We start from the raw sequence: 11,924 nt of genomic DNA on the forward strand, positions 1-11,924 counted from the left end.
CCCTACAAGCTAAGCCTGATTGAGCTGTGCTTTGAGCAAATCGCGGAAGGTCTGGATCAGCGGTTCACGGCTACGGCCCCGGCGCATGATCATCGAAAACGGTGCCTGATAACCGAAGGTCGCCGGCAGCAACACGCGCAGGTCACCCTTGTCGGCCCAGGCCTGAGCGTAGTGCTCCGGCAAATAACCGATGTAGGCACCGGACAGCACCAGAATCAGCTGTGCCTCCATGCTTTCCACCGTCGCGGCGCTGTGTTTGAAACCGTGCCGTGCGAGTTCCGCCTGACTCCAGTAACCGCGCCCGACCATGCGTTGCTGGGTGATGACTTGCTCGGGAATCCGCCGCTCGTTGAATAACGGATGGCGACTGCTGCAATACAACCAGTGCTGCTCGCGGTACAGCGGCATGTAGATCAGGCCGCTCATGCGCGTGGAAAACGCACCGATGGCCAGATCGAGACGGTTGTCCTGCACGCCGAGTTGCAGTTCGTAAGGGCTCATCACCGACAGATGCAAATGCACCGCCGGGTGTTCCTGACTGTAGGCGCCGATGGCTTCGGCGAACGGCAAGGCCTTGTCGCTGACGGTGGAGTCGATCACGCCGAGGTTAAGTGTGCCGCGCAGTTCGCCCTTGAGCGCCGCGGCGTATTGCTCGAAACCTTCGAGTTCGGCGAGCAGGCGCAGGGTTTCCTGATGGAACAGCTCACCCTTGCTGGTCAGGCTGAACCCACCGCGGCCGCGATGGCACAGCACCAGGCCGAGTGCGGCTTCGAGCTGGCTCATGTAGGTGCTGATCGCCGAGGTCGACAGGTTGAGTTCCTGTTGTGCGTTAGCGAAACCCTGATGACGGACGACGCTGACGAAAATGCGTAATAGTTTCAGGTCGGGTAAAGCGTTGGCCATGTCTACTCCAAGGATCGTTCCCACGCTCTGCGTGGGAATGCAGCCCGTGACGCTCTGCGTCACCTGCGAGTACGGCTGGACGCGGAGCGTCCGTAGATGCATTCCCACGCGGAGCATGGGAACGAGCAGGTGTGGAAGTCTGGCATTAGTTTAGAAAAATCTGAACTAAGTTTTTGCCCGTAGCGATTCTTTCCCCTCACTACATTTCGCATCATCGGCCCCACAGCGGCGCCCGAACCTGTGCTCCACGGCGCGCCGACATAAATAAAACAAAGACGATGAGGCCTTACCCGTGGACAAGATTCTTCACCAACCACTGGGCGGCAACGAAATGCCGCGCTTCGGCGGCATCGCCACCATGCTCCGACTCCCCCATGTACCGACCGCTGCCGGCCTGGACGCTGCCTTTGTTGGCGTGCCCCTCGACATCGGTACTTCGCTGCGCCCCGGTACCCGCTTCGGGCCACGCGACATCCGCACCGAATCAGTGATGATCCGCCCCTACAACATGGCCACCGGCGCTGCGCCGTTCGACTCACTGTCGGTCGCCGATATTGGTGACGTGGCGATCAACACCTTCAACCTGCTCGACGCCGTGCGCATCATCGAAGAAGCCTACGACAACATCCTCGAGCACAACGTGATCCCGATGACCCTGGGTGGCGACCACACCATCACCCTGCCGATCCTGCGGGCGATTCATAAAAAGCACGGCAAGGTCGGTCTGGTGCACATCGATGCCCACGCTGACGTCAACGATCACATGTTCGGCGAGAAGATCGCCCACGGTACGACCTTCCGTCGCGCCGTCGAAGAAGGCCTTCTGGACTGCGACCGCGTGGTGCAAATTGGTCTGCGCGCGCAGGGTTACACCGCGGACGACTTCAACTGGAGCCGCGATCAGGGCTTCCGCGTGGTTCAGGCCGAAGAGTGCTGGCACAAGTCGCTGGCGCCGCTGATGGCCGAAGTGCGTGAGAAAGTCGGCGGTGGTCCGGTGTATCTGAGCTTCGACATCGACGGCATCGATCCGGCCTGGGCACCGGGCACCGGCACCCCGGAAATCGGTGGTCTGACGACCATTCAGGCGATTGAAATCGTTCGCGGCTGCCAAGGCCTCGACCTGATCGGTTGCGATCTGGTAGAAGTCTCGCCCGCTTATGACACCACCGGCAACACCTCGCTGCTGGCCGCCAACCTGCTGTACGAAATGCTCTGCGTACTGCCTGGCGTGGTCCATCGCTGAGGGTCGGGTCATGAACGAACGTGATCAGGTTCTGCAAGCGGCCGCCGATCTGGTGGCCGCCTTCGCCCGTAACGATCGCGAAGCTTACTTCGGCGCCTTCAGCGCCGATGCGAGTTTCGTTTTCTACACCCTCGAACAGCCGCTGCTGTCGCGCGATGCCTATCAGGCCTTGTGGGACAGCTGGCGCGCCGAGGATGGCTTCGAGGTGCTTGCGTGCACCTCGAGCAACGCCTTCGTCAGCCTGCAAGGTGATGTGGCGATTTTCATCCATGACGTGGCCACCGAGCTGCGCATGCAAGGGGAGCAACACTTCAGCCAGGAGCGCGAGACGATTGTTTTCAAGAAACAAGCGTCGAGCCTAGAACAACAAGGCCATTGGCTGGCCTGCCACGAACATTTGTCCGCAATGCCGGAAGGGCTGCCATCCCCTTAGCCAAAACAGGTGACGCCTCACGCACGATGAGGCGCGCCTTTATGATCGGAGCAGATCATGAATAACAACAACAACGACCAAAGCCTTACGCAGATTGAAACCCACGGGGTCGAGCAGATCCCGGACCACGAACGCAGCGCAGGCCCGACGGACTTGTTCCGGATGATCTTCGGCGGTTCGAATACCTTTGCCACCGCCGTGCTCGGCAGTTTCCCGGTGCTGTTCGGTCTGTCCTTTCAGGCCGGCGTCTGGGCGATTGTGTCGGGCGTGCTGCTTGGCTCGCTGATTCTCGCACCGATGGGTCTGTTCGGTCCGCTCAACGGCACCAACAATGCCGTGTCGTCCGGTGCGCACTTCGGCGTGCACGGGCGGATCGTCGGTTCGTTCCTGTCGCTGTTGACCGCTATCGCGTTTTTCTCGCTCTCGGTGTGGAGTTCGGGCGATGCGCTGATCGGCGGTGCAAAACGCCTGATCGGTCTGCCGGAAACCGACCTGACTCTGGGCCTGGCCTACGGTCTGTTCGCAATTCTGGTGCTGACCGTGTGCATCTACGGCTTCCGCTTTTTGCTGTGGGTGAACAAGATCGCGGTGTGGAGCGCCAGCCTGTTGTTCCTGCTGGGCATCTTCGCCTTCGCCGGTCCTTTCGATGCGAACTACGCCGGTACGGTGAGCCTAGGTCAGCCGGGCTTCTGGGCCGCGTTCATCGGTGCTGCGCTGGTGGCGATGAGCAACCCGATTTCCTTCGGCGCGTTCCTCGGCGACTGGTCGCGCTACATCCCGCGTGACACCTCCAAACAACGGATCATGGCAGCGGTCGTGCTGTCGCAGATCGCCACGTTCATCCCGTTCCTGTTCGGCCTGGCCACCGCGACCATCGTCGCGATCAAGGCGCCGGACTACATCGCGGCCAACAACTATGTCGGTGGTTTGCTGGCGGTGTCGCCGAGCTGGTTCTTCCTGCCGGTGTGCCTGATTGCGGTGATCGGCGGCATGTCCACCGGCACCACTTCGCTGTATGGCACCGGGCTGGACATGTCCAGCGTGTTCCCGCGGGTGCTGTCGCGAGTGAAAGCGACACTGCTGATCGGCGTGCTGTCGATTGCCTTCATCTTCATCGGCCGGTTTGCGGCGAATCTGGTGCAGAGCGTGTCGACTTTCGCCGTGCTGATCATCACCTGCACCACGCCATGGATGGTGATCATGATCATCGGTCTGTTGGTGCGCCGCGGCTTCTACTGCCCGGATGACCTGCAAGTGTTCACCCGTGGCGAACAGGGCGGACGCTACTGGTTCAGCCACGGCTGGAACTGGCGCGGTCTTGGTGCATGGATCCCGAGCGCGGTGGTCGGTTTGTGCTTCGTCAATCTGCCGGGGCAGTTCGTTGGCCCGTTGGGTGAAATGGCCGGCGGCATCGACATCAGTTTGCCGGTGACCCTGGGCCTGGCTTCGGTGGTGTACCTGACGCTGCTGAGCCTGTTCCCGGAACCGCGCGAAGTGTTCGGCCCCAAGGATGCCCGGCGTGAAGCCGCAGTAAAACCTCAACTGCGTCAGGCCGCCTGACGAAGATCCCTGTAGGAGTGAGCCTGCTCGCGATGACTTCAGCACATCCAATAAAGATGTGACTGACAGACCGCTATCGCGAGCAGGCTCACTCCTACAAGGGAAATGATTTTGGCCTCAACATAAAAAAGACAATCGGAGACACGCCATCATGGCTTTGGATTTATTCGTCGTCCTCATCTACGCCGCCGGCATGCTCTTGCTCGGCTACTTCGGCATGCGCAAGGCCAAGACCAACGAGGACTTTCTCGTCGCCGGTCGTAACCTCGGCCCGAGCCTGTACATGGGCACCATGGCCGCGACCGTGCTCGGTGGTGCGTCCACCGTCGGCACCGTGCGTCTGGGCTACGTGCATGGCATCTCCGGTTTCTGGCTGTGCGCGGCTCTGGGTTGCGGCATCGTTGCGCTGAACCTGTTCCTCGCCAAACCGCTGCTGAAACTGAAGATCTACACCGTTACCCAGGTCTTGGAAAAACGCTACAACCCGATGGCGCGCTCGGCGAGCGCGGCGATCATGCTGGCCTACGCACTGATGATCGGCGTGACCTCGATCCTGGCGATCGGCACCGTGCTGCAAGTGCTGTTTGACCTGCCATTCTGGGTTTCGGTACTCGTCGGTGGTGGCGTGGTGGTGATCTACTCGGCGATCGGCGGTATGTGGTCGCTGACCCTCACCGACATCGTCCAGTTCATCATCAAGACCGTGGGCCTGATGTTCATCCTGTTGCCGATCTGCCTATACCGCGTCGGCGGTTGGGACGAACTGGTGCTGAAACTGCCGGCGACTGCCTTCAGCTTCACCACCATCGGCTGGGACACGATCATCACCTACTTCATGATCTACTTCTTCGGCATCCTGATCGGTCAGGACATCTGGCAACGGGTGTTCACCGTCAAGACCGCCAAAGTCGCGCAATACGCCGGCAGCATCGCCGGCATCTACTGCATCATCTACGGCTTGGCCTGCGCGCTGATCGGCATGGCTGCACACGTGCTGATCCCGGATCTGGACAACGTCAACAACGCCTTCGCCGCCATCGTCAAACTGTCGCTGCCGGACGGCATCCGTGGTCTCGTGATCGCGGCTGCACTCGCGGCGATGATGTCCACCGCCAGCGCCGGCCTGCTCGCCGCCGCCACCACGCTGACTGAAGACTTGCTGCCGAAGCTGCGTGGCGGCAAACAGTCGAGCCTGGGCGTCAACCGCCTGTTCACTCTGCTGACCGGTGTCGTGGTGCTGGGTATCGCGCTGGTGGTAAATGACGTGATCAGCGCCCTGACGCTGGCGTATAACCTGTTGGTGGGCGGCATGCTGGTCCCGCTGATCGGTGCGATTTTCTGGAAACGCGCGACCACCGCCGGCGCCATCGCCAGCATGGGCCTGGGTTTCGCCACCGCACTGCTGTTCATGTTCAAGGACGGTCTGGATGCCAATACGCCGATCTACTACAGCCTGGCGGTGGGTCTGGTGAGTTTCGTGGTGGTCAGCCTCGCCTCGCGCCGTCCTGTCTCGGTGGCCCGCGCGATCTAAGCTGAAACATAACGACTTGATGCTTTCTTCGACGAGTGTGGCGTCGGTTGCCACACTCGTTTTTTTACGCTTGGAGAAAAGTACCGATGAAGATCGTTTCTCGTGATCAGTGGTTTGAAGTGCAGCACCTGAGCGATGGCATTCGGTTGATTCACGAGCCGTATATCCGCCCGTTCTACCGCTGCAACCTCTGGCATGTGCAGGGCCGTGACAAAGACCTGCTGCTGGACAGCGGCTCAGGACTGGTCAGCCTGCGCGAACAGTTGCCGTGGATTACCGAGCGGCCACTGGTGGCAGTGGCCAGTCATTGCCACTTCGACCATATCGCCGGGCATCACGAATTTTCTGAACGGCTGGTGCATCCGGCCGAAGCGGACATTCTGGCCGCGCCGGATGGCGAAAACGACTTGAGCCGTGCTTTCGTTGGCGACGACATGTTCGAAGCGCACCCGGATTGCCCGTTGTGCTACGCCGAGTACCGGGTCAAAGCCGCGCCGGCGACCGGGTTTGTCGAGGACGGTGATGTGCTGGATCTGGGCAATCGCACGCTGCAGGTGCTGCACACGCCGGGGCATTCGCCGGGCGGCATCAGCCTGTATGAGGCGGCGACGGAAACGTTATTCAGCGGCGACATCATCTACGACGGACCGTTGATCGAAGACGCCTACCATTCGAATCTCGAGGACTACGCCGCCAGCCTGCGACGTTTGCAGGCGTTGCCGATTCGCACGGTGCATGGCGGGCACTTCGGTAGTTTTTCCGGGGAGCATTTGCGCTCGATGATTGACGAGTGGTTGCGCGGCCACGCCTGAGGCCTGCTTCACTCAAGCACAACAACAATCAGAAATATCTGCCATGAGAAGAGCTGCCGTGCGTGCCGCCGTGCACCGATATATCCGGCGTCTGTTGGAAACCCGCGAATTCAACGACAACACCAGTCTGGTGCAACTGGGCCTGGAGAAAGCCGATATAGAAGATTTGATCTTTCATCTGGAAGATGAATTCGGCCTGACGGCGTTTACCGCCGAGGAAGACCGCATGCTCAAGACCGCGAAGACCGCGAATGACTTGAGCCGGTTTTTACTGGAGATCGGCCGTCATTAAAAGCAAAAGATCGCAGCCTGCGGCAGCTCCTGCATTAATCCGTGCAGGAGCTGCCGCAGGCTGCGATCTCTTGATCTGAATCCTTTGATCTCGGATCGGGGGGCTTACCGGCGCCGTTGTTGACGGCGGCGCTGCTCGTCATCGGTGCGGATCGGGACAGGTTGCAGAGGCGGTTCGATCAAGCCAAGGGCAACACCCAAGTCGTGCAGCCAGTTTTGAATTTTCTCTTTCATCGTCATGCCCCCTTCAGGGTGGTGCTGAGCGGCCGGAATTCTGAGGCCGCTTCGCACTGATAATAGTCCGAAGTCCTACGTAATGCTCGGCCAAATCCGCAATGATCTGTTACTGAATTGAACAGAATATGCCGCCATTGGTTCAGGCTGTTTCTCGGGTTTCAATCTGAGCCGCAGGATAGACAGCCTGCTGCACCTCAATCCATGCATTGAGGTTGGCGCCGACCATGCCCTTGCGCCACATGAGCCACGTTGTCGCACCCACAAATGGCTCGGCCAATGGATGCACCGCGACGCTGTCACGCCCCGGCAGACTGGCCAGCATCGACTCCGACATCAGCGCCACGCCACTGCCGGCAATCACACAGGCGAGCATGCCTTGATACGACTCGATCTCCATCGCCCGGCCCATAGTCGCGTGATAGTGCGAAAACCACGCCTCCAGGCGCATGCGGTAGGAACAGCCGCGACGAAAGGTGAACACCGAACGCCCTTCAACATCCCGCGCGCTGCGCACCGGCGGATGATCGATTTCAGTGATCAACACCAACCGCTCCTCGCACAACGGCACGCCGTCGAGCCCGGCGAGTTCCAGCGGGCCATCGACCAACGCGGCATCAAGGCGCCCGGTGAGCAACCCCTCCAGCAACTCGCCACTCGGTGCTGACTGCACTTGCAGATTCACCGCTGGATAGCGCTTGTGATACTGCGCCAGCAGCGCCGGCAGATGAATCGCCGCCGTGCTGTACATGGTGCCCAGAGCGAAGTCACCGGCGGGTTTGCCGCCCATCACCGCCGCACTGGCCTGATCGCGCAGGGCGAAGAGTTTGCCGGTGTAGTCCAGCAGGACTTTTCCTGCAGGCGACAGTTGCAAACGCTGACGCTCACGGACGAATAACTCGACACCGAGCTGCTCCTCCAGTTGCTTGAGCCGGGTCGATAGATTCGATGGCACGCGGTGCAGGCGTTCCGCAGCGCGGGTGATGGAACCTTCCTCGGCCACGGCCTGGAAGATCCGTAGTTGGCTGAATTCCACAACCTTTCTCCATAACAGAACAAGTTACTCACTATTATTCAATTTTAAAGAAAGTCAATCAGTCCTAGCCTGACGGTCATTGAAGCCCTCACGGAATTCCGACCATGTCGCCGCTTATTCGCTTATCTGCCTGCTTCGTGGCCCTGATGATGGCCATGGGCATCGGACGTTTCGCTCTCACCCCGCAAATGCCGCACCTGCTCAGCGAAGGTCAGATCGACCTGACAGCCGCTGGTCTGATTGCAGCGGCCAACTACCTCGGTTACTTGCTCGGCGCGGTGGACGCGATGTTCGCCCATCGCCCGCAGCAGGTTCAGCGGCGCCTGCACGGTGGCTTGTGGCTCTGTGTGCTGCTGACCCTGGCATCGTTCTGGGCCGATGGTTTTTGGTCGCACCTGGTGCTGCGCTTTGGCACCGGGGTGGCGAGTGCCTGGGTGCTGGTGATGATTACGGCTTTAAGCCAACCGTTGGCAGCGGCAGCGGGTCGTCCACGTTTGGGCGCACTGGTATTCGCCGGACCGGGCTTAGGGATTTTTCTGACAGGAATGTTGGCACTGGTCTCACATCTTCTCAACCAGACTTCCGCGACGTTGTGGCTGATTTACGCAGCGGCTGCGTTGGTGATGATGCTGAGCGTATGGCGACTGCTGCCTAAGCCCGTCGCAACGGCTGCAGTTGCTGTGGCGGCAAGCAATCCATCGAATCGCGGCATCGGGCGGCTGGCCGTGATTTATGCGCTGTACGGCGTCGGCTACATCATTCCGGCGACATTCCTGTCGCAGATGGCCAATGAGCAGTTTCACGGACAATGGCAGGCGGACTTGTTCTGGCCGTGCTTCGGTCTGGCTGCGGCGCTTGGCGTGTTGCTGGTGAGTCTACGGCGTCACGATCCCGAAACGACGCGCCACTGGTTGATGGCGACGTTGTGGCTGCAAGCGGCCGGTGTCTTTGCCTGTCTGCTCGGCAGTGGCCTGGGCCTCGCACTGGGCGTGATCCTCTGTGGCACACCGTTCCTCGCCTGCATGCAACTGGTCATGCAACGCTCGCGGGAACTGGCGCCGCATGCCACCCAACGCAATGCCGGCATGCTCACCGCGTGCTTCGCCGTCGGCCAACTCAGCGGCCCGTTGCTGGCGGCGTTGAGCAGCCATTTCAGCGGCGGTTTGCAGCCAGCATTGGTCATCGCCGGCAGCGGATTGTTGATTGCCGGCGGTCTGGCGATGCAGTCGACTAGCGCTGGCCCAGCGCTTTGCGCAAACGCCGACGCAGCCACTGCTCGGCGCTGACAAAAGTGATGCCGAGCAGCACCAGTACAGCGCCAACGACGAAGTTCACAGTCAACTGTTCGCCGAGCAGCAACACGCCAAAGGTCACGCCGAACAGCGGCGTCATGAACGAAAACACCGCGAGGTTGGCTGCCAGATAACGGCGCAGCAACCAGAACCAGATCAGGTAGCTGAAGAACGATACCACCAGGCCCTGGAACAACACGCTGGCCACCGCCACGGTGGTCAGGCTGACGTGGGTGATCTGGCCGCTGAACAGCGCAATCAAGAGCAGCCCGATGAAGCCGACGATCAATTGATAGAACAGGGTCAGCGTCACCGGTGCTTCCGACAGCCGTGATGCGCGCACCACCACCGTAGTCGCGCCCCAACAGGCGCCAGCCAACACGCCAAAGGCATCGCCGAGCAGCATGCGCCGGTCGAGGTTGTCCCACGACACACCGCCGGCAAAGGCAATCGCGATGCCGATGAAGGCGAGCAGGATGCCAAGCCATTGCAGCGGCCGCAGTCGCTCACTGGCCAGCAGAAAGTGCACACCCAACGCGGTGAAAATCGGTGCGGTGTAGAGGAACACCGACATGTGCGCAGCAGTGGTCAGTTGCAAGCCTTCGGCGATGAAAAAAAACTCCAGACCAAACAGCGCACCGGCCAGCAGGCCACCACGCCAGGTCGTACCGACCTGATCCCAGCCACCTTTCCAGCAGATCAGCAAACCGACCAGCAACGCGGAAATTCCCGAGCGCCCCGCCGCTTGCATCACCGGCGCGATGTCCGCTGCGGCCCACTTGATCATCACCTGTTGCACGCCCCAGATCAGGCAGAGGCCGATCATCACTTGCAGGGCAAATCTGTCGGCATTGCGCCGCTCGACACTCACCGCAACACCTCGAATACACACAACATGGCAGGCCATCCAATGGTCAGAAAACAGTGTCGAGGATTATCAATGACTCGGGCGCAAAAAGCCGTCTGGAAAAGACATTTTGTGCTTCATTGGCGCCAGTGGTGAATGGCTATCGGCTACGCCGCCATTCGCGAACGAGCTCGCTCCCACTTTGGAATGCGTTCCCCTGTGGGAGCGAGCCTGCTCGCGAAGAGGCCGGCATGGCTTACCTGCATTTCGGATCAGACCTTGCCAAACCGCCTCGCCAACAAAAACCCGACGCTACAAGCCACAGCAGTAGCAAACGTCCCCCACGCCCAATCCATCAGCGTCACCTGCACCGACCAGCCACGCAACGTCGCCCAATTGGTCAGGTCATAGGTGCCATAAGCCACCAGTCCCAACAACGCGCCCCGCTTCGCCGCCCACTGCCAGGTCGCCGCCGGCAACACCACAAACACCACGCAGCCAAAAACATACAGGCAATAAAAAACCGCTGCAGGAATCAGCAGCGGTTTTTCGAGCATCAGCGGGCCGAGCAGTTCGCGATAGGTCGGCGCCATCAACAGGCCGAGCCAGATACCGTCGAGCAACAGAAACGCAATCAGCGTCGCAACATAGGCAACCAGAGACTTCTTCATCACACCCGCCCTCATGTAGGAGCTGCCGAAGGCTGCGATCCGTTGATCTTCAAAGTCAAAAGATCGCAGTCTTCGGCAGCTCCTACATGGGGCCAGCGGTGTCTCAGGTTAGTTCAATACGATCGGCGTGAATGACGATTTTGCCTTCCTTGTACAGCGCACCGATGGCCTTCTTGAAGTTGCCCTTGCTGACGCCGAACAGGCTGCTGATCAATGCTGGATCGCTCTTGTCGCTGACCGGCAACGTGCCGCTGTTGTCACGCAACTTGGCGAGGATCTTCGAGTTCAGGCTGCTCGCCGCTTCCTGGCCAACCGGTTGCAAGCTCAGGGCGATCTTGCCGTCGGCACGCACTTCCTTGATGTAGCCCTTCTCGCTCATGCCGGCGCGCATGAACTTGAAGATTTCGTTCTTGTGAATCAAACCCCAGTGCTTGTTGTTGATGATCGCCTTGAAGCCCATGTCGGTGGCTTCGGCAACCAGCAGATCAACTTCCTGACCCTGACTGTAATTGGCCGGAGTCTTGTCGAGGTAGCGATCCAGTCGCGCAGTGGCGGTGATACGGCGGGTGTGCTTGTCGAGGTAGACATGCACCACGCAGTATTCGCCGGCGGTCATCTGGCGCTTCTCTTCGGAATACGGCAGCAACAGATCCTTCGGCAGCCCCCAATCGAGGAACACACCGATGCTGTTGACTTCAACGACTTTCAGACTGGCAAATTCGCCGACCTGCACTTTCGGTTTTTCCGTGGTGGCGAGAAGTTTGTCTTCGCTGTCCAGATAAACAAAAACGTTGAGCCAATCTTCATCTTCGGTCGGAATATCTTTTGGGATATAACGATTAGGCAAAAGAATCTCGCCATCGGCACCGCCATCCAGATATAAACCGAAGTTAGTGTGTTTAACCACTTGCAAACTGTTGTAACGCCCGACTAAAGCCATTTCCAGAACCCTCATTGCGTGGGCGGCATTCTACCCGTTTTTATCGTGGCCGTCGGGTGACAGATCGGCACGCTTGTGAAACCGGTTCAACACCTTGATTTTCCTCGGGCGCAGCCGGGCCGAGGTGCCGC

Annotated in this window: 13 protein-coding genes; 7 read left to right on the forward strand and 6 right to left on the reverse strand. The window is 59.9% G+C overall.

Annotated features, from left to right (window positions below; genetic code table 11):
• Positions 1-9 precede the first annotated feature (9 nt).
• Entirely contained in the window at positions 10-903 is an 894-nt protein-coding gene (locus CKW14_RS14945; RefSeq protein ID WP_007914510.1) for a LysR family transcriptional regulator, read from the reverse strand.
• A gap of 292 nt (positions 904-1,195) precedes the next feature.
• Between CKW14_RS14945 and speB the strand changes: the two genes are divergently transcribed.
• From speB to CKW14_RS14975, 6 genes are all read left to right on the forward strand, one after another.
• Positions 1,196-2,146, forward strand: a complete 951-nt coding sequence (gene speB / locus CKW14_RS14950; protein ID WP_003222717.1) for an agmatinase — start codon at positions 1,196-1,198, stop codon at positions 2,144-2,146.
• 10 nt (positions 2,147-2,156) lie between these two features.
• Entirely contained in the window at positions 2,157-2,579 is a 423-nt protein-coding gene (locus CKW14_RS14955) for a nuclear transport factor 2 family protein (RefSeq protein ID WP_064119611.1), read from the forward strand.
• Positions 2,580-2,636: 57 nt separating this feature from the next.
• Positions 2,637-4,139, forward strand: a complete 1,503-nt coding sequence (locus CKW14_RS14960; protein WP_095125549.1) for a cytosine permease — start codon at positions 2,637-2,639, stop codon at positions 4,137-4,139.
• Positions 4,140-4,290: 151 nt separating this feature from the next.
• Complete coding sequence (locus CKW14_RS14965; RefSeq protein ID WP_095125550.1) at positions 4,291-5,670, forward strand: sodium:solute symporter; 1,380 nt, start codon at positions 4,291-4,293, stop codon at positions 5,668-5,670.
• A gap of 86 nt (positions 5,671-5,756) precedes the next feature.
• Positions 5,757-6,482 carry an MBL fold metallo-hydrolase gene (locus CKW14_RS14970; RefSeq protein ID WP_095125551.1) on the forward strand — a complete coding sequence of 242 codons (726 nt, stop codon included), beginning with the start codon at positions 5,757-5,759 and terminating at the stop codon, positions 6,480-6,482.
• A gap of 43 nt (positions 6,483-6,525) precedes the next feature.
• On the forward strand, positions 6,526-6,774 hold the full coding sequence (locus CKW14_RS14975) for a phosphopantetheine-containing protein (RefSeq protein WP_034153223.1): 249 nt from the start codon (positions 6,526-6,528) through the stop codon (positions 6,772-6,774).
• Positions 6,775-6,878: 104 nt separating this feature from the next.
• On the opposite strand, the gene CKW14_RS30195 is transcribed toward CKW14_RS14975, so the two are convergent.
• Together CKW14_RS30195 and CKW14_RS14980 are read right to left on the reverse strand one after the other, a co-directional pair.
• Complete coding sequence (locus CKW14_RS30195) at positions 6,879-7,007, reverse strand: PA1414 family protein (RefSeq protein ID WP_007914492.1); 129 nt, start codon at positions 7,005-7,007, stop codon at positions 6,879-6,881.
• A gap of 142 nt (positions 7,008-7,149) precedes the next feature.
• Positions 7,150-8,043 carry a LysR family transcriptional regulator gene (locus CKW14_RS14980; RefSeq protein ID WP_095125552.1) on the reverse strand — a complete coding sequence of 298 codons (894 nt, stop codon included), beginning with the start codon at positions 8,041-8,043 and terminating at the stop codon, positions 7,150-7,152.
• 104 nt (positions 8,044-8,147) lie between these two features.
• Between CKW14_RS14980 and CKW14_RS14985 the strand changes: the two genes are divergently transcribed.
• On the forward strand, positions 8,148-9,329 hold the full coding sequence (locus CKW14_RS14985; protein ID WP_095125553.1) for an MFS transporter: 1,182 nt from the start codon (positions 8,148-8,150) through the stop codon (positions 9,327-9,329).
• On the opposite strand, the gene CKW14_RS14990 is transcribed toward CKW14_RS14985, so the two are convergent.
• The 3 genes from CKW14_RS14990 to CKW14_RS15000 all read right to left on the reverse strand — a co-directional run bounded on the left by CKW14_RS14990 (position 9,274) and on the right by CKW14_RS15000 (position 11,793).
• Positions 9,274-10,206, reverse strand: a complete 933-nt coding sequence (locus CKW14_RS14990) for a DMT family transporter (protein ID WP_095049295.1) — start codon at positions 10,204-10,206, stop codon at positions 9,274-9,276. The genes CKW14_RS14985 and CKW14_RS14990 overlap by 56 nt on opposite strands.
• Positions 10,207-10,454: 248 nt before the next feature.
• Positions 10,455-10,853, reverse strand: coding sequence for a DUF2177 family protein (locus CKW14_RS14995; RefSeq protein ID WP_095125554.1), 399 nt, complete (start codon positions 10,851-10,853; stop codon positions 10,455-10,457).
• A 103-nt stretch (positions 10,854-10,956) separates the two neighbouring features.
• Positions 10,957-11,793, reverse strand: a complete 837-nt coding sequence (locus tag CKW14_RS15000) for a S1 RNA-binding domain-containing protein (RefSeq protein WP_095049293.1) — start codon at positions 11,791-11,793, stop codon at positions 10,957-10,959.
• Between the last annotated feature and the right edge of the window lie 131 nt (positions 11,794-11,924).

This window comes from Pseudomonas sp. Irchel s3a12, from assembly GCF_900187485.1.
Taxonomy (GTDB): domain Bacteria; phylum Pseudomonadota; class Gammaproteobacteria; order Pseudomonadales; family Pseudomonadaceae; genus Aquipseudomonas; species Aquipseudomonas neuropathica.

Excerpts from the sequence above, each read along its gene's own strand:
- CKW14_RS14975 (WP_034153223.1), top strand. The coding sequence starts at position 6,526 with ATGAGAAGAGCTGCCGTGCGTGCCGCCGTGCACCGATATATCCGGCGT.
- CKW14_RS14995 (WP_095125554.1), bottom strand. The coding sequence starts at position 10,853 with ATGAAGAAGTCTCTGGTTGCCTATGTTGCGACGCTGATTGCGTTTCTG.
- CKW14_RS14985 (WP_095125553.1), top strand. The coding sequence starts at position 8,148 with ATGTCGCCGCTTATTCGCTTATCTGCCTGCTTCGTGGCCCTGATGATG.
- CKW14_RS14970 (WP_095125551.1), top strand. The coding sequence starts at position 5,757 with ATGAAGATCGTTTCTCGTGATCAGTGGTTTGAAGTGCAGCACCTGAGC.
- CKW14_RS14945 (WP_007914510.1), bottom strand. The coding sequence starts at position 903 with ATGGCCAACGCTTTACCCGACCTGAAACTATTACGCATTTTCGTCAGC.
- CKW14_RS14965 (WP_095125550.1), top strand. The coding sequence starts at position 4,291 with ATGGCTTTGGATTTATTCGTCGTCCTCATCTACGCCGCCGGCATGCTC.
- CKW14_RS30195 (WP_007914492.1), bottom strand. The coding sequence starts at position 7,007 with ATGAAAGAGAAAATTCAAAACTGGCTGCACGACTTGGGTGTTGCCCTT.
- CKW14_RS15000 (WP_095049293.1), bottom strand. The coding sequence starts at position 11,793 with ATGGCTTTAGTCGGGCGTTACAACAGTTTGCAAGTGGTTAAACACACT.
- CKW14_RS14955 (WP_064119611.1), top strand. The coding sequence starts at position 2,157 with ATGAACGAACGTGATCAGGTTCTGCAAGCGGCCGCCGATCTGGTGGCC.
- CKW14_RS14960 (WP_095125549.1), top strand. The coding sequence starts at position 2,637 with ATGAATAACAACAACAACGACCAAAGCCTTACGCAGATTGAAACCCAC.